The organism is Enterobacter sp. QK-SA4, assembly GCF_056856775.1.
The window spans coordinates 2,281,580-2,303,644 of sequence record NZ_JBXFXH010000007.1 but is presented as its reverse complement, the minus strand read 5'-3'; the positions used below and the strand labels follow the sequence as shown (position 1 = coordinate 2,303,644).

The window sequence follows — 22,065 nt, the reverse complement described above, 5'->3', positions numbered from 1 at the left end:
TTAAGTAGAATTAAATCCGAATTAACTGTTGCTACACATTAATAAAAACGGCGCTGGACACTTTTATTCGGCGTTCTACACTTATCTTAAATCTTGTTTAATCGCTATTTTCTTTCGCTTTTGGGCAACTGCGTGCGCAGCAGAATGGCTCTGCATATTCACGGAATCAGGAACGCCGGAACTATGGATTTTTATTTTTCCCGTTTTGAACATCGTCGACCTCCGGAACCGTTAAAAACGCCGCGCTGGGTAATGATGACCTGGCAGGTGTTAGCGGTCGCGGCGCTTATTCTGGGCGCAAATTATATTTACTGGCGCTGGACCGCTTCCCTGAATACGGACGCCTTATGGTACGCCATACCGCTGGTACTTGCCGAAACCCTGGCCTGGATCGGCACCGTGCTGTTCACCATCAACTTATGGAAAGAACAGGATCCTCCCCAGAGTCCGCCTCCGAGCGAGATTAACGACTGCCTGGCACCGGAGGAGGCCGTAGAACCCCGTCCCGTTAAGGTGGATCTTTTCATTGCCACCTACTCCGAAGACACCGAGCTGGTGAGGCTGTCCATTCGCGATGCCCTGAAGATGGATTACCCGTACCCGATTGACTACCGGATCCACGTCCTCGATGACGGCCGTCGCCCGGAGATGAAAGCCGTTTGCGATGAGGAAGGCGTCAATTACATCAGTCGCCAGACCAACATCGGCTTTAAGGCCGGTAATCTGCGCAATGGTCTTGAGCAAACCGACGGCGATTTTCTTGTCATCTGCGACGCCGATACCCGGGTATTTCCCACCCTTCTCAGCCATACGCTGGGCTATTTCCGCGACCCGGACGTGGCCTGGGTGCAGACGCCGCAGTGGTTCTTCGATCTCCCGGAAGGAGAAAGTTTGTCGCGCTGGGGCCAGCGGAAAGCGGGAAAAGTAGGCTATGGCCTGGGCTGGCTGATCCAAAAGTGTGTTGGCCCGGTCACGGTTGGCCGCGACCCGTTTTTTAACGATCCGCGCATGTTCTATGACGTGATCCTGCGGCGGCGCAACTGGGCTAACGCGGCGTTCTGCTGCGGCGCGGCGTCCATCCACCGTCGCGAGGCGGTTATGCAGGCCGCGCTGAGAAGCTACGTCTGGTCCGTCGAAGAGGAGATCCATCGCCATACCCGCGACATTCGCGATGACGAAACGCGGAGCGCGCTACAGGAGGCGATGCGCCCGCACGTGGCATTCGACACCGAACTCACGCCCTACAAGTTTCACGTCTCCGAAGATATTTACACCTCGGTGCTGCTGCACGGTGACGCCGCAAGACGCTGGCGTTCGGTCATGCACCCGCGCGTTGAGTCGAAGATGCTCTCTCCGCAGGATATGCTGACGTGGATGATCCAGCGCTTTAAGTACGCCGCCGGCTCGCTGGATATTTTATTCCATGACAACATCTTCAGCCGTCGTCGCTTCAGGCTTTCACTCCCCCAGACGCTGATGTATGCCACAACCTTCTGGTCCTATATGGCCTGCGTGTGGAACACGGTATTTTTGATCTCGCCCATTATCTATCTGTTCACCGGCATTCCGCCGGTATCGGCCTGGTCGACGCCGTTCTATCTCCACTTTCTCCCCTTTTTTATTTTCTCTGAACTGGCCTTTATGTTCGGGACATGGGGAATTTCGGCCTGGGACGGCAGGGCCTCCTACCTCTCCTTCTTTTCCATGAACCTGCGCGCGCTCAATACGGTGCTGCGGGGTGAACAGATCAAATTTCACGTTACGCCAAAAGAGAGGCAGACGGGCCGTTTTCTCTACCTGGTGAAGCCGCAGATTGCCATCGTGGTACTGACCCTCGCTGGGCTTATCTGGGGCGGCATTCAGGTTGCTCGGGGCCAGGTCGACGATCCTTCCGGCTACGTCATCAATATTTTCTGGGGAGGGGTAAACATCGCCGCCATGCTGCCGCTGATATTCGCAGCCATGTGGACGCCCGCCGAAGACGATGAGGTCACCCAATGAGAATACGTGATGCCCTGCTTTCCGCGCGCAGTTATCTCACTATTCTGCTGGGGTTCCTGCTCGGCTTTGCCATTGTGGTATGGGTTGAGAAACAAATGCCTTCGCGCGTGGAGAGCAGCGGCGGCATCGCGCTCAGTAAAGATTTCCCTCCGCTGCCCGCGAAACGCGAGCTGACCTACGACGAGGCCATCTGGGCGCGGGTGGCCTGGCAATACTATGTGAACAATACCCAGCCAAATGGCCTGGCAAATGCCAGCGACGGTGAGCCCTGGCTGAGCCTCTGGAGCGTAGGGAGCTACCTGTTTGCGACCGCCGCCGCAGAGCAGCTCAATATCATTTCCACCGATGAGTTTGACGAGAGGGTCAGCGCGGCCCTGTTTACGCTGGGGCAGCTGCCGCTCAATGAACAAGGCCTCCCTGCCGCGTATTACCATGCGGACACCCTCAAAATTCTGGGGAAACCCGACGCCTCTGCAATTGGGCTGAGTCGCATGCTGACGGCGCTGCAGACCATTCTGTGGCGCTATCCTCAGCACGCGTCCGCTATCCGCGATCTGTTTAGCGTCTGGCGCACCGGCGCGCTGATGGAAAACAGCACCCAAAGCCACGCGGCGGTACCGCTCCATCACTGGACGCTGGCTGCCGACGAGCAGCGAGATAGCTTTGGCTACCGGCTCTATGCCAGCCATACGCTGCGCTTGATTGACAGTGCGGCGGGACTGGCGGTCACCAATCCGCCCGAAGGGCAAAAGATGATCGACCTGGACGGGATCATGGTTCCCGATGAAGGGCTGCGCACGCCCTGGGGCAAGCAGACCTCTCTGATCAGTCTGCCCTATCTGCTAACCGGACTCGAACTGGGTTTTGACGCACAGAGCGCTGAAATTGCGTGGCGGATTATGCAGATCCAGCAGCGGCGCCACGGCCTGCGTTCACCAAAACCTCCCATCAGCACGGATTACGCCGAACCGGCACCGGATTACGTTACCGATCTGCCCAACAGGCAGCCGGTACAGGCGCGCGCCCTGCGTGACGAAGTGCCGGAGAAAGTCGCGATCGCCTCCACCCGCACCGCGTTTGCCTGGTATGCCCTGTTCCGCAACAGCTGGAGCGAGGCGCTGCGCCAGCAGGTTCTGCCGCTTCTGGTGCCGGGTAAAGGCTGGCAACGCGGCTTCAATCTTAATAACAGCGTTAATAGCGTCGTGGACGCCGACACCAACGCCATCGTGCTGGAAAGTCTGTCGTATATCGCGCACGGCCAGATGCTTTGTCTGGCCTGCTTCTCCACAGCCACTCATTCATCCACTCCCGCAGGAGCAACGCCATGAAGTCAAGATCCCCGATCCTTTTCCACCTGCTCACGGGAATAACGATCTGCTGGCTGGCGCTCTCGACCGCGCGCGCGGAAACCGGGCTGCCTGCATCAGGCTACGCCCCGCGCAGCGGCGAGCTGACGGCCCGAGAGATGACCATTGCGAAAAACGCCTGGCAGTATTTCGTCTCCAACTATCAGCCCACGACGGGGCTGGTGAATGCGGTCAACAAATATCCCTCCACCACCATGTGGGACAGCGCTTCCTATCTTGCCGCAATGACCGCAGCGCGCGAGCTAGGGATCATTGATAAAGCAGAGTTCGACCGCCGGATGCTGAAATTCCTCGCCACGCTTAACACCCTTGTGCTGTTCCGCAACGAGTTGCCCAACAAAGCCTATAACACCATCAGCGGCCAGAAGGTGGACTACACCAACAAGCCCGGCGAAATTGGCTTCTCGGCCCTCGATATCGGGCGAATGCTGGTCTGGCTGAAAATCATCAAAGAGCGTTACCCGGAATACGGCAACAGCGTTGATAACGTGGTGCTCGGCTGGGATTTCAGCCACGCGATCGACCCCTGCGGCACGCTGTACGGTGCCTATCTGGAGAACGGCCAGCCGAAGTATGTTCAGGAAGGCCGCCTGGGCTATGAAGAGTACGGTGCGGCAGGTTTCCAGCTTTGGGGGTTCAATACCTGTAAAGCCAGCCGTCCGCAGCCATACGAGCTGGCCGAGATTTACTGCGTGCTGGTTCCGTATGATTCACGCGACCCGCGCAATACGTCTCAGCATAACTACGTGGTGACGGAATCCTACCTGCTCTACGGTCTGGAGTTCGGCTTCGATAAGCCGACCGATCGGGATAACGCCCCGCGCGACTACTCCCTGACGTGGATGAAAAACTTTGCCGATCGCGTTTATCAGGCTCAGGAGAACCGCTATACCATCACCGGCGTCCTCACCGCGCGCTCTGAGCACCAGCTCGATAAAGCGCCATACTTCGTCTATGACACCGTCTTCAGCGACGGGTACAACTGGAACACCATTACCGACAAAGGACAATTCGTCTCTAACGCTGCTGCGATTTCACTGAAGGCGGCGCTGGGAATGTGGGTCCTGTGGAACTCGCCTTATACCGACCGCCTGCTGAATACCATTGAGAATGCCAACGAAGAGGGAAAAGGCTACTACGAAGGGCTGTATGAAAACGGCGACGGGCCGATCAAGGAGTTCACCGCGAACAATAACGGCATCATGCTGGAAGCCCTGCTGTTCAAAAAAGAGGGAAAACTGCTGGCCTTCAATACCGACAACCCGAAAAGCAAGGATTTTGCGCCGTCGCTGTGGGATCAAAAGCTGCTCGATCAGTTTGAAGAGAACAACGCCCTGCGCAGCCGCCCGTTCCTGACAAGCACGCCAGCCGTAAAAAGCTGGTGCGACCGGACCGGTGTCACGCAGCGCACCAAACCCGCCTGCCAGGCCTGTCAGTGCGCGTCATGCAGCGCGGACGAGCCGGTTAAACTGCCTCCGGTGACTGCGCAATGCTTAAAACCATAGCCAGAGGGCTCGCGGGATTACTCCTCGCAGGTGTGGTCATCTTTGCTCTGTTTGGCCATCAGGGGGCTGGCTGGCGTTGGCTAATCAATGGCGGCTGGCACTCCAGCGCGCGTATCGCTGCCCTGACGCCGGAAGAACAGAAATGGGCGGCGATCGCCTGGCGCTATTTCGTCAATAATACCCAGCCGCAAACGGGCCTGGTCAACGGAAACGACAAACAGCCACGCGTCACGCTCTGGCAAATGGGCGATACGCTTATCGCCCTGCTGGCGGCAAAAGAGCTGGGGTTGATTGATGAGGCCGAGTATGACGCCCGCCTGACGCGGCTGATGGGCACTCTCAACCGCCTGATGCTGACCGAGACCCGGACGCCAGGACGGCTCTATTCCAGCCAGACGGCGGCGCCGATCGACTTTGGCGGCAAGCCCGCTAAAAATGGCTGGTCCGCACGCGACATGGCTCGCCTGATGCTCGCCCTGCGCCTCACCGCTGAGCGGGAGCCGCAGTACAGCGAGTATCTGGATAAAATCATTCTGCGCTGGAACTTCTGTCCGGTCATCGATGGTGAAGGTGAACTGTGGTCCTCTTCCCTGCAAAACGGCCAGCCGGTGGTCCGTGAGGAGCTGCGCCTGGGCGAAAGCGAATATGCCGCGACGGCGTTTCATCTGTGGGGGTTTTCCCCGGATAAAGCGTTTACGCCCCCGGCGCACCACGTCATCATCGCCCAGCGGCGGCTTGCCGTGGACGCCCGCGATCCGCGTACCACGTGGCAGCCCTCCCTGATAACTACCCTTCCCTATATGCTGCCGGGCCTGGAGTTTGGCTGGGAGCCGGAAGGCGTTGCGGCCGATCTGCAAAAGCGCCTGCGCAAGCAGGCGGAAAACGTCTGGCTCAGCCAGAAAAGCCGCTGGGAGACCGATAAGATCCTGACGGCCAGAGCGGATTTTTCACTCCCTCAGGCACCCTGGCATATACAGGATACGGTCTGGGGAAATGGCTATGCCTGGAACTCTGTTGGCGATGATGGCCGGGATTACACCCGCTTCGCGCAGGTATCGACAAAAGCGGTTTTTGCGCTGTGGGCCTTGTGGGATACCTCTTATACCGACGTCCTGATGTCGGTCACCGAGCACCTTAACGATCCGCAGAAAGGCTGGTACGAAGGCCGCCTTGAAGCCACGGGCGATACCAACGCCTCCCTCACCCTTTCTACCAATGCCACGGTTCTGGAAGCCCTTTTCTTTAAGCACAACGCCGGGCCGCTGTTTGACGCCCGCCGGTCTAAGAAAGAGAGCTACTTTACGCGCCGTGTAGCAGAGGAATATACGCCAGTCGGACACTGTCTGCCGGGCGAAAACGCCGTAAGGAGGACGCCGTGAAGTTTTACCGCGATCTGTTTGAATCCAGTCTGAACCGCGTCTTTCCGGATAATGACAAAACAGCGTTTTTTCAGACGTTCTATGACGCCTTCGTCCATATGTCACCCGAGACGGAGCAGCATTTTTCTAGCCTGCCGGATCGTGAAGGTCAGCAGACCCTGTTTAAAAGTTTCTTCGCCATGCTTGCGGTAGACGGCGCCCTGATCGTCCCTGATTTTCTCGAGCGTCTGGCGCGGGAGCAAAACGACGACGGCCTGCACCTTCCCCCACGATTTTTCGCGCTCTGGCGCGAAGCGATGTTGAACGCGGTGAGCGAGCGCGATCCGCAGTGCGACGATGAGATCCTGACGGCCTGGGCGATGGCTATCGCGCCCGGGCTGGAATACCTGCGCCGACAGGCAGAACTGCACTACCGCGAGTAGGGAGGATCACGATGAGTTCATTCACGTACGATCTTAACGCGCTGCCGGCCGCCGTCATGATTTATGACTGCGATGAGCGCCTGCAGACCTGGAATGATAACGTGGCCCTTTTTTATCCAGTCATCACCCCCTGGCTGCAGGTGGGTATGCCCCTTGCTGAGCTGGCGGAACGCTTTATCGATGCTGTTTATAACGTCGACCCCGGCCTGCGCCAGACGCTGCGCGAGTCGGTCGTGCGCAACTGTCGGCAGGATAAACACTGTGAGGTGCGGCAAGTTGGCCAGCGGCGGATCTTCGTCCAGCATCAGCGCCTTGCGGACGGCGGTATTGTTAGCCTGCACAGCGATATTACGGAGCTGGATGAGGCGCAGCGCGCGCGCCACCAGCTGCATGACGATTTTTTGCTGACAGCGGAATCCATCCATATTGGGATCTGGGACTGGCAGGTTTCCGGCGACGCGTTACAGGTTAACGACACGCTGCTTGCCATGCTGGGTCAGTCGCGCACACAGTGGCGATATCCGGTTCGTTTTCTGCTCAATCAGATCCACGAGGACGATCGTGCAGCGCTGCGCGAGGCGCTGCACGCTTCGAAGCAGGATCATCGTCCGGTCTTTGAATGTGAAATTCGCGTACATCATCCTACCGAAGGACTGCGCTGGATGCTGCTGTCAGGCCAGGTGGTCACACTCTCCATTGAGGGAAACGCCGAGCGCGTTATTGGCACGCTGCAGGATATTACGCGGCGCAAAGAGGCTGAAATTCAGGCGTTCGCCTCGGCCCTTGAGGCACAAAAAGCCAATGAGGCGAAAAGCGCGTTCCTGGCGAACATGAGTCATGAAATCCGCACCCCGATGAACGGCATTATTGGCATGACCCAGCTGTGTCTTGACACAACTCTCAACGCCGATCAGCGCGATTACCTGACGCTGGTGATGAGTTCTGCCCAGTCTTTGCTGCATATCATCAACGATATTCTCGACTTTTCCCGTATTGAAGCTGGCAAAGTGGAGCTGGAGGCGGAACCAGTCCCTGTCCGCCCCTTTATCCAGTCGCTTATTCGCCCGCATATGCCGGGCGCAAGCGAAAAAGGCATCGAGCTTCTGGTTGATATTGCACCCGATGTTCCCGACGTGCTGCTGGTCGATGGTGCCCGGCTGCGTCAAGTTCTGACCAATCTGCTGGGTAATGCGCTGAAATTTACGCACCAGGGAGAAGTTATCCTGATCGTTGAATCCGGGGATGACCCGAATCACTGGCGTTTTCGGGTGCGCGACAGCGGTATTGGTATCCCGGCTGATAAGCAAAAGGCCATTTTTGAAGCCTTCAGCCAGGCGGATAACTCAACCACCCGCCGCTACGGCGGTACGGGGCTCGGGCTAACCATCTCTTCGCGACTGGTTGCGGCGATGGGCGGCGAGTTGACGGTCACCAGCGAGCCGGGGAAAGGCAGCGAATTTTCGTTCGTTCTGCCGCTTTCAACACAGTGTCTTATCCCTGAGGAACGCCCGCGTAGCCAGCGCTTTAACGGGGAACCCGTGCTGGTGGTTGATGACAACGAAACCAACCTTCGTCTGCTGGCCGCCATGCTGAGCCAGATGGGGCTAAAACCCACCTGCGTCAACAACGCCAGCGAGGCCATCAACCGGGTTAAAGCGAGTGCCTGGCCGCTGATCCTGCTGGATGCGCAGATGCCGGATATGGACGGCGTGTCTCTGGCCCTTGAGCTTTCGGTTCTGCCGCAGATTTCTGAAAGCCATATCATCATGCTGAGCTCCATGAGCCGACATTTTGACATCAATATGCTGAAGCGGATAGGCATCAAAAACTATCTGCATAAGCCTATCGCCCAGGACGAGCTGCATCAGGCGATTGCCGCGGCGTTTGAACGTGCGCCGAAGACCGTGGGGGAAACCGCGCCCGCCCCCGTCGCCGCCCCGGGCATTACGGTGCTGCGGATCCTGCTGGCTGAAGATAATCTGGTTAATCAGAAAGTTGCAGCGCGCCTGCTGGAACGCCTCGGCCATACCTGTCAGATCGTCGACAACGGCGTCGCGCTGCTTGAACGCTGGCGCACGGGCGTGTGGGACGTTCTGCTGATCGATCTTCAGATGCCCGAGATGGACGGCGAGACCGCCATTCGCCTGCTTCGCGAGGAGGAACGCTCCCGGCCCGGACCGGCTCAGCCTGCCGTCGCCATGACCGCACACGCCATGCAGGGGGATAAGGAGCGCTGCCTTAATATGGGCTTCGACGGCTACATTGCCAAACCCATCAGCCAGGAGCGCCTCGCTGAAGAGATTGCTCGCGTGCTCGAGCGTCATGATGATTCCTCCGTTTTTCCTGATGAAGCACGCCTGCTGAAACAGTGCGCTGACGACCCTGTCCTTGTACAGGAGCTGCTGGCCCTGTTTGGCGAAGGGCTGGAGGAGGCCATAAGAGCGATCGCCCTGGCTATCGACAACGATGACCGCGAAGCGCTGCGCCGCGCGGCCCACAAGCTGCGCGGAGAAGCCGTCACGCTGGATTTCGGGCTGCTCGCCCGTCAGCTGCAGGCGCTGGAGAACGAGGCGCACACGCAGGACAGGCAACAGCTTGCGACGCTAAACCGGCGTCTTCAAATGGAATCGCAGCGCCTGATGGCGTGGCTCAACGCGCGAGGGGTAAACGAACCATGACCCGTAGCTGCGCGCTGCTCTTTGCGCTGTTTATTCCACCGCTGGCGGCGAACCCGACACCGGTCAGCTGGTCACTTGCTGGCACCTGGCGGGTTCAGGATGCCAACGACGGCACGCCTCCTACCGCGTCAGGCTGGCGCGGGCTGAAAGTCCCTGCCAACTGGTACAGCGCGGGGTACGATCGTCAGGGCGCGCTGTGGTATAAGCACGCCTTTACGCTACCCCTTCAACCGCCCGACGTGATGAGCACCCTGGTGTTTGACGGCGTCGATTACCTTGCCGATGTGACGCTGAACGGCCAGCCGCTGGGCAAGCACGAGGGCTATTTTCAGCGCTTTTCGCTGGACGCCAGCGCCGCGTTACAACGTCACAACCAGTTAGTGGTTCGGGTGGATAGCCCTTACGAAGATCCGCACAAGGTCTGGCCGTTGCATAAAACGGTCATGAAGGGGATTCTTAATCAGCATGACACGCGTCCCGGCGGCGCCTGGTCGCCGGAAGGACAGGACGCCAACTCTGGCGGCATTTGGGCTCCGGTCAGGCTGCATCTGAGCCGGGGCGCCACCCTGGATGAAATCATCCTTCGGCCTGACTGGTCGCAGGGGCTGAAAAGGCCTGAACTGAAGGCTGAGATTCGCTATCGCGCGCTCGGTCAGGGCCCGGCAACCGCGCGGCTCACCGCCACACCTGCCAATTTCAACGGTAAGCGCTTCCAGGCAGATTTTCCGGTTAACCTGGAAAACGGCGCCCATTCCGCGCGTGTCACGCTGCCCATGCCTGCGGCAAAACTGTGGTGGCCGGTCGGCACCGGGAAACCCCATCTGTATACGGTTCGCGTCTCATTACGGGATGAAAAAGGGTTAATGGATACGGCGGTCACCCGCACCGGGCTGCGCAAGATCGTTGAGCAGCCAGACAACAAAGGCTGGCTCATTAACGACAGGCGCCTTTTTGTTAAGGGCAGCAATTACATCGGTTCTCCCTGGCTCGGCACCATGACGCGAGAAAAATATCGTCGCGATCTTCGTCTGGCAGAAGCCATGAATGCCAACGCCATTCGCGTGCACGGACACGTTGCCGGGCGCGCGCTGTATGACGTTGCCGATGAGATGGGAATGATGATCTGGCAGGATGTTCCGCTGCAGTGGGGCTATGACAGCAGCGACGCCTTTACCAAAAATGCGGTTCGACAGACGCGGGAGATGATCGAACAGTTTGGCAACTCACCCGCCATCATCGTCTGGGGCGGCCATAACGAACCGCCCTGGAATTCGCCGTGGATGGAAAAACGCTTCCCGGACTGGAACAAAAACCTCAACCGCGAGCTCACGCAGCGGGTAGCGGATACGCTTGCCGAAGATACCTCCCGCATCGTGCATCGCTTTTCCGCCGTTGAGGAGCACTACTGGGCGGGCTGGTATTTCGGTAGCGTACGTGACCTGCTGACGCCAGCTAAAACGGGGATCATTACCGAGTTTGGCGCGCAGGCGCTGCCCCGCTTGTCAACGCTAAAAACCATCATCCCGGCTGCGCATCTCTGGCCAAAAACCACCGCCGCTGATGATCCCGGCTGGAGCGTCTGGAAATACCATAACTTTCAGCCCTTCCAGACGTTTAAATTTGCCGGTATCCCGCGCGGAAACAACATTCAGGAAATGATCCGCAATACCCAGGCGTATCAGGCGCGGCTCGTCGCCACGGCTGCCGAGAGCTACCGCCGACAGCGCTACCAGCCGGTGACGGCCCTGTTTCACTTTATGTTTGTCGAGACCTGGCCCTCCATTAACTGGGGCGTGGTGGACTATCTCCGTAAGCCTAAAGCCGGTTTTTACGCGTTAAAACGCGCATACCAGCCGGTTCTGCCTTCTATTGAACCGGTCACCCCGCAGTGGAAATCCGGCACGGCGGCGACCGTGCGTCTCTGGGCCATCAACGACACCTGGAAACCGTGCAGCGAGTGCCGTCTGTCGTGGCGTATCACCCAGCGCGATAAGGTGCTGGCAAAGGGCATGATGACGATGACGATCCCAGCAGATTCGGGAAAGATGGTCAAAAAGCTGACGGCCACGCCCGTGGGTCAGGATGAGGTATCGATCGGGTTTACGATTGAAAACAGGGCGGGAAAAAGTGTTGGTGAAAATCAGCGCACGGAGTCCGTCATAAAATGAGCGAGAGAAAAGGAAAATTGCCGCTTCCCCTGCTTTCTTGTACCCTTTCAGGGGTTACCCCAATCCCCTAAAAATCGAGACATCCGGACACCTATGACTGCACATATTTCCAAAGATCCTTTGCATGGCGTAACGCTGGAGATGATGGTCAATGCCCTGGTGGCAAAATATGGCTGGAGCGAACTGGGCGACCGAATCAAAATTAACTGTTTCAGAAAAGATCCCAGCGTTAAATCGAGCCTGAAATTTCTGCGCCGCACCCCGTGGGCGCGCGCGGAAGTGGAAGCCCTGTATCTGGACTCCCTCAACGATGAGGTAAGCACAGAACAGGCGGAGCCCGCCTTTAATCCCTGGGCCAACAGTCGGATTATCAAGAGCTAATACGCAAATGACGCGACACGTAAAACGGATTGGTGCGCTGGCTGCCTGCGCGCTTTTACTTGTGAGCTGCTCCTCAAAACCACCCAAATCACTGGTTACCCCTCTCCCCACCGCGAGCAAACCGACGCAGCAGGCAAACGAGCCGATGCGCGGGATCTGGCTGGCAACCGTCTCTCGTCTCGACTGGCCGCCAGTAGCCTCGGTGAACGGCCGCAGCGCCGATCAGCGCATCGCGATGCAGAAGCAGGCGCTGATAAGCAAGCTCGACAACCTTAAGCACCTCGGTATTAACACTGTGTTTTTCCAGGTGAAGCCGGACAGCACGGCCCTCTGGTCATCAAAAATTTTGCCGTGGTCGGATATGCTGACGGGCAACATCGGCGAATATCCGGGATACGATCCGCTGCAGTTTATGCTGGATGAAGCGCACAAGCGCGGCATGAAGGTCCATGCCTGGTTCAACCCGTACCGCGTGTCGACCAACACCAAACCGTCAACCATCGCCGCCCTGAACCGGACTTCCTATCAGACTCCGTCCAGCGTCTATGTCCAGCACCCTGAGTGGGTGCGCATCTCGGGTGACCGCTTTGTTCTCGACCCCGGCATTCCGGAAGTGCGCGACTGGATAACCAAAGTGGTGACCGAAGTGGTGGCGAATTACGCGGTAGACGGCGTGCAGTTCGATGATTACTTTTACGCCGAATCTCCGGGGTCCGCGCTCAATGATTCGCAGACCTGGCGGCAATACGGCCAGGGATTTGCCTCAAAGGCCGACTGGCGTAGACACAACACGCAGCAGCTGATCGTCCAGGTTTCCCGCGCGATTAAACAGACTAAGCCCGACGTTGAGTTTGGCGTCAGCCCGGCGGGCGTGTGGCGTAACCGCTCCTTTGACCCGGCAGGCTCGGACACCCGCGGCGCCGCGGCCTACGATGAATCCTACGCCGATACGCGTCAGTGGGTTCAGCAGGGCCTGCTCGACTACATCGCTCCGCAGATTTACTGGCCCTTCTCCCGGGATGCCGCGCGCTACGACGTGCTGACCAAATGGTGGGCCGACGTCGTTAAGCCGACCCACACTCGCCTGTATATCGGCATTGCGTTCTACAAGGTGGGCGAGCCGTCGAGAAACGAGCCGGACTGGACGGTTCAGGGCGGCGTGCCGGAGCTGAAAAAACAGCTCGATCTCAACGATTCGCTGCCCAACGTGAACGGCACCATCCTGTTCCGGGAAGATTACCTGAGCCAGCCGCAGACGCAGCAGGCGGTGAACTACCTGAAAGGACGCTGGGGAAGCTAAATGCCATCAGGCAGAAACGCCCCGTTTCTGCCTGTTTTTTTACGGCTTCGGCCCGAACATCGCCTCAAGCTGCTGCGCGTCCGGCATACCGACCACCTGCTGCAGCTCATTTTCCGCATTCAGATAGTAAATGGCCGGCGTGGCGTTAGCGCCCAGGCTGTCCATCAGCGTCTGGTGCTTCTGCAGGATCTCAACCGTCTCACGGGAAGCCTCGCCCTCTGGCTTCGGTAATTTTTTCCCACCGGAAAGCTCGTATTCGCGCCACGCCGAAACCGGATCTTTCGCATTCAGAATCGCCGAGGCGTTACGCCCGCTGTTGGGGTTGAGAAACGCCACCAGCAGCGTGTTGAGCTGCACCTCGCCCGCCTTCACCCACGGCTGCGCTTCGGCCCAGAACTGCTTGCAGTACGGACAGAACGGATCGGCGAAAACAAAGACTTTACGCGGGGCGTTATCCGCCCCTTCCTTCAGGGGATGCGCCGCGTTGAGGTTCTTCCACATCTCGCGGCCCATCGGGGCGTAGATCTCTTTCTGGAAATAGCCTTCGCTGAGGTTTTTTCCTTTATCATCGTACAGATAGCCTGAAATGACGTGCTTGCCGTCCGGGGTTAAAAAGAGCGTCACGCCCATGTCCTGATACTGCCCCAGCCAGGCGGGCGCGCCGCCGGGCGCATCCAGCTTCTTGATGATTTTAATGTTCTGCTGCTCGCCGAAGTGCTTCACCACGTCCGGTATGGCTTCAGCGGCCTGCACCAGCCCTGACGTCGCCAGCGCTGAAAGTAACAGTAATTTTTTCATTTCCCTCTCCGGTTTGTCGGGGGCATTCCGCCCCCTTCAGGTTAGCGGTTTTTCAGTGCGTCACTGACCATTTCGTCGAACTGTTCAAACGGCACCCAGCCGGGCAACAGTTCCTCGCCGATGAGCGTGGCGGGCGTGCCCTGGATCCCCATTTTTTCCGCGACGATCAGGCTGCGCTTGATCGTCATCAGGCTCTCGTCATCCGGCGCGGTGACGCTCACGCCCGCCCGCTTTTGCGCCTCCTGAATGCTGGCGTCATCGTGGTACCCCTTTTTCGCCATCAGAGTGTGGTTCAGCTTCATAAACTGCTCAGGATGCGCACGCCAGAGGGTTAACGCGTCTCGTGCGGCGGTCAGCGAACTTTCCGAGCGGAAAGGTAAAAACTTAAAGACCACCGCCACGTCCGGGTGTTTTTCGACAATCTTCTCCAGGTACGGATCGAATTTTTTACAGTACGGGCAGTTGTAGTCGGTAAACACCACCAGGGTGAGCTTTGGGTTTTTCGCGCCGATGCGCGGGGAGTTCGGATCGTTAAACAGGAAATCAGCGATCATCTTCTGCGCACGCTGCTCCTGGTCCGGCGTCAGCGGCTGGGCAGCGAACACCTGAACCGGGGCCAGCAGGAGCAGAAGCGTAATAAGGATTTTTTTCATAACACAGTTAGCCTTTTGCGTTGTTCAGGGTGGTGATGAGGGTGCGCTTGTCCAGCAGCGGCGAGAGGATTTCGCCGTCAGACAGGCCGGGGCCATACACCGCGTTAAACGGAATAGCGTAACGGTTTCGCTTCGCCAGAAAATCCGCGATAAACGCGGACGGCTGGCTCCAGTCTCCGCGCAGGGCCACCACGTCCGGCTGGCGCAGCGCGGCAATGACGTCCGGCTGATTCAGCACCCGATGCTCGTTAACTTTGCAGGTCACGCACCAGTCCGCCGAGATATCCACAAACACCCGCTTCCCCTGCGCCAGCGCCTGCTGGATGGCCTCCTCGCTGAGCGGCTGCCACGGGATGGACTGAGCGGCATTCTGCGCCGGAGCGTCAGGCGGCGCGTTAAGCAGGCCGCGCGCCTGATACCCGCCGAGCGCCGACAGCGCGATAATCACGAGCCAGAACAGCGGTGAGGATTTTCGCCCCTTCAGGGCTAACAGCGCGAGCGCGACGGCGATGAGCACCAGCATCACAATCTGGCTGACCGCCTCGCCCAGATGCACGCTTAACAATGTCGCCAGCCACAGGCTGGAGGCGAGCATCATCAGGCCCAGAACGACTTTTAGCGTATTCATCCAGCGGCCGGGTTTCGGCAGCAGCATGGCCGTTTTCGGCACCAGAGCGACAAACAGCCACGGCAGGCTCATGCCCACGCCGAGCATCAGGAAGATCAGCCACAGGGAGTGCAGCGGTGCGCCAAGGGCAAAGGCGACCGCCGTACCGAGGAACGGCGCGGAGCACGGCGTCGCCAGCAGCGTGGCGAACATCCCTTCGCAGAAGCTGCCGCCAATCCCCGCGCCACCTGCCGTAGCCAACCGTCCCGTAGCGGCGGAAGGCAGCAGCATCTCAAACACGCCAAACAGGTTCAGCGCAAACAGGAAGGTGACGGCGACCATCAGGCCGATAAACCACGGGTTCTGGAACTGAATGCCCCACCCCAGCGACGCCCCGGCCAGCTTCAGCGCGGTCACCATTCCCGCCAGCAGCATAAAGGAGGTGAGGATCCCGGCGCTGGTGGCCAGAAAGCGCAGCCTGATGGCGCGCCTGTCCGATCCCGCCTGCAGGATGCTGTTAAGCTTCATCCCCATGACCGGCAGCACGCAGGGCATCAGGTTGAGGATCAGCCCGCCCAGCAGCGCAAAGAGCACCATTTTGCCCGTCCCTTCAGGCGCAGAGGGCGCTACGGGCGTCGCGCCAACGCTCATGGTGGTTTGCTGCGCGTGACCGCCACTGGTCAGCACAAACGACAGCCTCTTGCCCTCCAGCGAGGCGGGCTTGTCTCCCCATTCGTCGGTCACGGGTACCGTCACCCGAAGCGTATTGCCGTCGTGTTTGATGACCGGCTCGCCGGGAAGAATGTCACCCTCCAGCGGGTCAAAGTAGATCCCCGGGTTATCCCACTTCCCGTCCGTCGTGCCGGTAATCACCAGCTTGTCGCCAGCGAGCCAGGCGGAGAGATCCGCGGATACGCCTGACGTACCGGGCACGGCACGCATCGCCTGCGCGAACTCGCTGCGGAAGCCCTCGTCCACCGGCCGGGTAAAATCGAGATGCAGCGGGTAGTCCGTCAGCAGGCAGACGTTACTGCACGTCGAGAGCGTGAGCGTCCCGTCGAGCGTGTCGCCCTTAACCCCGTCGAGCGTAATCGGGATAGCGACCTTATCGTGATAGCCCTGCGTGGTCATGCCGGAGATATCGAAGCGCGACGGAACCGGCCAGGACCAGCTATCCGTTACGCCTTCCGGCCAGCTGATTTTTGGCGCGACGCCGCCCTCGCCCGGCGATCGCCAGTAGGTTTTCCAGCCGGGCTTTAGCTCAACGGTGAGCAGGCCTTTAACGTGCGTTTGCTCCCTCTCCGCCTGAAAGCGGATGCGGGCGTGATCGTTTTGTGGGGAAACCTGCCAGCCGGTGTCTGCCGCATGGACAATGCCGATGCAGGACAGCCACAGGAAGACGAATCCCCTGAAGAGGTTAACCATGTTTTACTCCGTGAACAGTGAAAATTATCGTGTGAGGACGATGATTTTCATTCACGGAAAACGCAGTTTTTCAGGTGTATTCGGGGAGGCGGTGCCTGAACGGGCTGTTCTGCGGGAGCCAATGCCCGCCCTTGCGTAAACAGCTGCAGCAGCGCGAAGAAGATAATAATGGCCGGTAGCGCGCCGTCGAAGAACAGCGGCTGGGCGCAAAGCAGCGAGTGTGCGCCAAGTTGGCAAGGCGACAGGCCGGGCTGTTCGGTGCTGCTGCTTTGAGCCGGGGCATCTGCACTCAGTGAAATTTGCGGATCCAGTCCCTGTAAAAAATGGTTGAGCATCACCGCACGCTGCACGAGGCAAAGCGCCATCGCTAGACAGGTGACGATCAAAAGCCATTTTCCGAGGAGCTGACGGTTGCGCATAACGTTCCAGAGTGACAAGACGCCCCGATCATAAACGATAGTGATGAATCTACAAGTGCCGGAAGTGTAAGGTTTTGTCTGTCGCCGCTATTCGCCCGTCAGCGCGTCATAGACGTCCCGCAGCCGCGTGCGCAGAAACAGCACCGCCTTGTGCTTGCGGGATAACAGCGCCTGCTCGCTGGCGCCCGTCTCCTCTGCCAGCATTTTAATGCTGTAGCCGTGGAGTTCGGTCTTTTCAAACACCTCGCGCTGCGGCGGCGGGAGTTCAGACAGCGCCTGCCCAAGCTCTTCCCACAGCAGCGTCTTGAGGTACTCCTCTTCCGGCGTGTGCGGTACGCCGAACAGGGTTTCGGCCAGCTCGTCTTCCGGGAAACCGTCGTCGTCTTCGCCCGTAAAATAACCGGAGAGCGACACCTCACGCTTTTTACGCGCCCGGTCGGTCATCTCGTTACGCGCCGCGCGGAACAGCCAGGCGGCGACGTTTTCGACCGGCTGCTCCACTTTCATCAGCTGATAGGTGACTTCCTGCAAAATGTCGTCGGCATCATCGCGAACGGAGGTCCGTCCGCGAATGAAGGCTGTCAGCCGGGCGCGGCAGGCATTGAGCGCCGACATCAGCATGGATCCGCCCGCCTCCCCGGCTTTCATTTCGCTCACTCTGCTTCCGGCGCTTTTGGCGTGGCGTCGTCGCGCTTATCGTCACGATGACCGTGCCAGCCGCAGTGGCCGCGACCGTGGCGACCAAACCCTTCGCGGCGCTGCTGAATAAACGCCTCGCGCTGTTCGGGCGTCATGTTCATCCAGCGCTCGTGCATGCGGCGGTGCGCGCCAAACATCCCCGGGCGGAAACCTAACCCGCCAAACAGAATGCGGCTCAGCACCAGAATGCCCAGCGCCTGCCAGAAGCCAATAGCCTTAACGCCGAGAATGGTCGGGAGCAAGGCGTTCCACAGGGTCATCACCACCAGGCCGAGCACGATGAAAATCACCGCGCCGATGACTAAACCCTTACCCATACGGTGGCGACCGAATCCGCGCCCGTGACCTCTGCCGTGCAGTTCAAAATCTCTCATGGTGTTTACCTCGTGTGCAGTAACTGATTATGGCATGTGATGAGGTAGACGGATGTGGGAGGGAAATATTGCTGTAGAAATTCAAATTTGCATGTATACGTAATGTGAAAATCATGCGCGATACTCATAACTGAATGATATTTATAACGTTATTGATGATAAATTATAACCATTAGCAATCTATATTTTTGTGAAGCAATGAAAAACTTAATCAATGGTCATGAATACGTCAGGATAAGTTCCCGCCATGGGATTATAAAAGCCAACAGATATCTTTGGTAGATTTAAATAACATAGTAAAATAAAAAAATATGGTATCAAGCATATTCAACCAAATGATGTAAGTAAAAACACCGCATAAATATGAATATCAAATAGCATATAACTTTATCACCGATAAATTTTACTAAGATGCTCCCTCAAATAATATAGGTTCTGATACTCCAAGTTAAATTCAAAGTTAATTAAACCTAAACATACATTGCAATGTACATGACATAAAATAATAACTCCAAAGGCCGCCCATGATTTCATCAAACAAAAACCACATTTTTATCTATAAACAATATATGACCGAGAAAAAATCTCATTGTAGATAATGACATTTTTTGTATTTTTTACCTGATCCACATGGACAGAGCTCATTTCGCCCCACTTTGTTATCACGATCGTTCGGAGTAACAGGTCTATAACTATCATAATTATTACTTATAAAGCTATCAAGTATTTTATCCTCTCGCATTAACTTCTGCGCAAGCAATCTTTTTTCCCTGTTCAGTTTCTCACTAAAATCAAATGCAATTATATCTTCCGATCGTCCCTCAGAATATTTAGTTTCTGTGGCAATAACTATTAACTTCTTGATTTCACGATATTTATACTGAGCCACTAAAGAATAGGAATGAATATAATCGACCCGTTCTTGTCTATATTCTTCATAACTCTGACCATTTGTTCGAGGGATAAATAAAAAGAGAAAAAACTTCCCTTTATTATCTATAGACTCCACTATCCTAGCGCTACGGCGCCCCGATGGCACCTGTTTGATTTTTTCAATAAAATTCTTCGATAGCATATATCGAGAAGCTCGCCCTTCAGAAGCTAATTCTCGCAAAGCCATTTCATGCGAATGGAAATCATTTTCCTGACCCAGACCAACATTTGCTTCTAAGATACATGATGAAAAACTTTGGATTAATCTATCCCAAAAAAAACTACCTTTATGAAAAGCATTATTTAACTCAGCAATCTCAGAGCATATATATTCATTCCACATATATTCATGTATGACGAACTTGTTACCTGTTTTTTTTACAGAGTCATTAATTAACTTTTCATTATTTAGCAGATAAAGAGCCAAAGTCGATTCCTCCCCCCCACTGCCAGCTAAGCCTTCAAGTCTAATAGCTTTTTCTTTCTCCGATAAGTATTTGACGAAATCTGTAATCGTGGTAACATGTTCAAATATCAAACTAAGATTTTCTTCATCAAAAACATGAACAAAAGTCTTCTTAGGATAAAGGTCTCCAATGACGAAAGGCTTAGTTAAACACTCATTCGCATCCAAAAAAAATTCATTCATTAAAGAACCTGAACTTCCTGGCTCATAAGAGTCATAATATTTCCTAGCTGACTCACCAGTATTCCCAGTAATAGCCACTAAAAAAAACCTCATGTCATTTGTTAATTTGACGGGAAAGGCTATTTTACATTCTTTATCTACATACAATCTTTCAGGGAAATTCTTGATGAATTTTTCTGCGCCAAAAAGTTGCTTACATGAATCTAATACAGAACTTTTAAACCATCGCCCCCAAGCGACCTTGACATCCACTCTATCATTAAAGAAATTGTTCTTATCAGAAAAAATAACCACATTATTTTCAAACACGACTAATAAATCACAAACTTCTTTCCCTATCCTTTGTTTATTAATGCCTTCATCGCTATAAATGTTTGGATAAGACCAAAGATCAAGAAAGGTTTGACTCGCAATTTTTATTAATTTAGCCTCTGAATTGTTTGCACCTTCACTTTTTATTATTTTACTTAACATAACGCCCCTCATTTAAGAAATATAATATTAGAAATTAATATTAAAAAAACTGCAATCATTTAATTGAAAACTAAACACAAACTAAGGCATTCTATTTATAGACGAATTAAATCATTGTGTTCCACTAGGTGGAATCCAACCTTACAGGTTGTTATGTCGACTAAGGCTCACAAGCTATTACGTTTTTCATGGGATTTCAAGCCATAAAATACTAACTATATCAGACACTATTAAGGCTCCTTCAGGAGCCTTCTACCATCAATTAAGCCTGCACCGGCAAACTAAAACTCGAAATACTCCGCGAAAGCTGCTGCGCCTGCTCTTCCAGCGATGCCGCTGCCGCAGCGGACTGCTGCACCAGCGCGGCGTTCTGCTGGGTGACGCCGTCCATCTCGGTCACCGCCTGGCCGACCTGGCTGATCCCGCGGCTCTGCTCTTCGGAGGCGACGGAGATCTGCTCCATCAGCGTATTCACTTTATTCACTGACGAAATAATCGAGTCAATCACCTCGCCCGAGCGGCTCACCAGCTCCGCACCGTTTTTCACGCTGGAAACCGACTGCGCAATCAGGCTCTCGATGTCCTTAGCCGCCACCGCGCTTTTGTGCGCCAGGGTGCGTACCTCGCTGGCCACGACCGCAAAGCCGCGTCCCTGCGTACCGGCGCGCGCCGCTTCAACGGCCGCGTTCAGCGCCAGAATGTTGGTCTGGAAGGCGATGCTGTTAATCACGCTGGTAATGTCTTCGATGCACTTCGAGTTCGCCGCGATGGTGTTCATCGTGTCGATCACTTCACGGGTCACCGCTTCACCGGTGTGGGCATTTTTCACCGCGTCCTGCACCAGTTTCCCGGCCTGATAAACGTTGTCGGTATTGTTCGCCACCGTCGCGCTCAGCTCTTCCATGCTCGCTGCCGTCTGGGTCAACGCGGAAGCCTGCTGTTCGGTACGTGACGCCAGGTCGATATTCCCGGAGGCAATCTCCTGCGCTGCGTGCGTTACGGTATGGCTCGCATCGCGCACCTGGGCGATGGTCGCCAGCAGCGCCTGACGCATCTGCTCCATTGAGCTCATAAGATGATCGATTTCGTTATGTGCGCTCCCCTTGACCGGTACCGGAACGTCCAGCTTGCCCGCCGCAATCTGGCTGCAGTGCTCGCGCGCCAGGTTTACCGGCGCAAAGACAAAGCGCTTCATCAGCAGGCTGACGGCGACAATCACCACCACAAACAGGCTGGCGATAGCGGCAATGATCGCCAGGCCGGAGACGAAATTGCTGCTCGCATCCTCGTTCAGGCTTTTGGCGTATTTCTGGTGGACGGAAAGGACCTGGTCGAGAACGATCTCGTACTGGCGGTCGAGGCGGGAGACTTCCGGGATCAGCGCGTTAAATTTGGCCACATCGTGCGCCTCGGCGGCATCGATCAGCGGCGCCAGCCCCTGGTTGCGGTAGTTTTGCCAGGCGTCCTGATAGGCAGTCACCAGCGGCGCTTCATCCGTCAGACGCGGCGAAGCCATAAAGGCCGCAAAGGCGTGGTCCGCTTTGGTCAGCGCCTCTTTCACGGCGGTTAGCTTTGCAGCCCCGTCTGCCGAGTTGCCCGCTTCCACCATCTTCACATACTCCATCACCCGCACGCGCAGCGTACGGCTGTGGTTGATGGGGTCAATAATAGACAGCACAACCTGGATTTCTTTATTGACGTTATCCAGGGAATTATTACTTTTTATGATGAGGCCAACGCTGGTGACAATGCTGACAACAAAGAAGAAAAGCAGCGAGAACAGGACGATCAGGGACGACTTTTTCAACGACATAAACCAATACCTCAAGGAGA

Annotated in this window: 17 protein-coding genes; 9 read left to right on the top strand and 8 right to left on the bottom strand. The window is 56.2% G+C overall.

All coding sequences use genetic code 11. From position 1 onward, the window contains the following. Nucleotides 1–183: 183 nt before the first annotated feature. The 9 genes from AC1VYI_RS12480 (at nt 184) to AC1VYI_RS12440 (ending at nt 13,201) form a co-directional block, all read left to right on the top strand. Nucleotides 184–2,001: a glycosyltransferase family 2 protein gene (locus AC1VYI_RS12480; protein WP_134866173.1), complete on the top strand. Its 1,818-nt coding sequence runs from the start codon at nt 184–186 to the stop codon at nt 1,999–2,001. Next, nucleotides 1,998–3,329: a DUF3131 domain-containing protein gene (locus AC1VYI_RS12475; RefSeq protein WP_023311859.1), complete on the top strand. Its 1,332-nt coding sequence runs from the start codon at nt 1,998–2,000 to the stop codon at nt 3,327–3,329. Before AC1VYI_RS12480 ends, AC1VYI_RS12475 begins: the two co-directional genes overlap by 4 nt. Then, the gene (locus AC1VYI_RS12470) at nt 3,326–4,873 is read left to right on the top strand and encodes a DUF3131 domain-containing protein (RefSeq protein ID WP_134866172.1); all 1,548 of its coding nucleotides are present in this window, start codon (nt 3,326–3,328) and stop codon (nt 4,871–4,873) included. Before AC1VYI_RS12475 ends, AC1VYI_RS12470 begins: the two co-directional genes overlap by 4 nt. Continuing rightward, entirely contained in the window at nt 4,858–6,252 is a 1,395-nt protein-coding gene (locus AC1VYI_RS12465) for a DUF3131 domain-containing protein (RefSeq protein WP_134866171.1), read from the top strand. Before AC1VYI_RS12470 ends, AC1VYI_RS12465 begins: the two co-directional genes overlap by 16 nt. Further along, complete coding sequence (locus tag AC1VYI_RS12460) at nt 6,249–6,674, top strand: globin family protein (RefSeq protein WP_226483834.1); 426 nt, start codon at nt 6,249–6,251, stop codon at nt 6,672–6,674. The genes AC1VYI_RS12465 and AC1VYI_RS12460 overlap by 4 nt, the downstream gene beginning before the upstream one ends. A gap of 11 nt (nt 6,675–6,685) precedes the next feature. After that, nucleotides 6,686–9,352, top strand: a complete 2,667-nt coding sequence (locus tag AC1VYI_RS12455) for a hybrid sensor histidine kinase/response regulator (RefSeq protein ID WP_134866169.1) — start codon at nt 6,686–6,688, stop codon at nt 9,350–9,352. After that, nucleotides 9,349–11,520: a glycoside hydrolase family 2 protein gene (locus tag AC1VYI_RS12450; RefSeq protein WP_134866168.1), complete on the top strand. Its 2,172-nt coding sequence runs from the start codon at nt 9,349–9,351 to the stop codon at nt 11,518–11,520. The genes AC1VYI_RS12455 and AC1VYI_RS12450 overlap by 4 nt, the downstream gene beginning before the upstream one ends. 93 nt (nt 11,521–11,613) lie before the next feature. Then, on the top strand, nt 11,614–11,901 hold the full coding sequence (locus AC1VYI_RS12445) for a VF530 family protein (protein WP_045399853.1): 288 nt from the start codon (nt 11,614–11,616) through the stop codon (nt 11,899–11,901). A 7-nt stretch (nt 11,902–11,908) separates the two neighbouring features. After that, complete coding sequence (locus AC1VYI_RS12440; RefSeq protein ID WP_482881727.1) at nt 11,909–13,201, top strand: glycoside hydrolase family 10-like protein; 1,293 nt, start codon at nt 11,909–11,911, stop codon at nt 13,199–13,201. Between the two features lie 39 nt (nt 13,202–13,240). Here AC1VYI_RS12440 and dsbG read toward each other — a convergent pair whose 3' ends face one another. From dsbG to AC1VYI_RS12400, 8 genes are all read right to left on the bottom strand, one after another. Continuing rightward, nucleotides 13,241–13,999, bottom strand: a complete 759-nt coding sequence (dsbG, locus tag AC1VYI_RS12435; protein WP_023311868.1) for a thiol:disulfide interchange protein DsbG — start codon at nt 13,997–13,999, stop codon at nt 13,241–13,243. Between the two features lie 41 nt (nt 14,000–14,040). Next, complete coding sequence (locus tag AC1VYI_RS12430; RefSeq protein WP_226483836.1) at nt 14,041–14,652, bottom strand: DsbA family protein; 612 nt, start codon at nt 14,650–14,652, stop codon at nt 14,041–14,043. 7 nt (nt 14,653–14,659) lie between these two features. Then, nucleotides 14,660–16,684: a protein-disulfide reductase DsbD family protein gene (locus AC1VYI_RS12425; protein WP_226483838.1), complete on the bottom strand. Its 2,025-nt coding sequence runs from the start codon at nt 16,682–16,684 to the stop codon at nt 14,660–14,662. Nucleotides 16,685–16,731: 47 nt separating this feature from the next. Further along, nucleotides 16,732–17,103 (bottom strand): hypothetical protein, encoded by a 372-nt coding sequence (locus tag AC1VYI_RS12420; protein ID WP_134866167.1) that lies wholly within the window; start codon nt 17,101–17,103, stop codon nt 16,732–16,734. Between the two features lie 87 nt (nt 17,104–17,190). Continuing rightward, nucleotides 17,191–17,751 (bottom strand): RNA polymerase sigma factor, encoded by a 561-nt coding sequence (locus AC1VYI_RS12415; protein WP_023311872.1) that lies wholly within the window; start codon nt 17,749–17,751, stop codon nt 17,191–17,193. A 5-nt stretch (nt 17,752–17,756) separates the two neighbouring features. Continuing rightward, nucleotides 17,757–18,176, bottom strand: coding sequence for a hypothetical protein (locus AC1VYI_RS12410; protein ID WP_134866166.1), 420 nt, complete (start codon nt 18,174–18,176; stop codon nt 17,757–17,759). 586 nt (nt 18,177–18,762) lie between these two features. Next, entirely contained in the window at nt 18,763–20,232 is a 1,470-nt protein-coding gene (locus AC1VYI_RS12405) for a YecA family protein (protein ID WP_134866165.1), read from the bottom strand. A 262-nt stretch (nt 20,233–20,494) separates the two neighbouring features. Beyond that, a complete protein-coding gene (locus AC1VYI_RS12400; RefSeq protein ID WP_134866164.1) occupies nt 20,495–22,045 on the bottom strand; it encodes a methyl-accepting chemotaxis protein in 1,551 nt (516 codons plus the stop codon). Between the last annotated feature and the right edge of the window lie 20 nt (nt 22,046–22,065).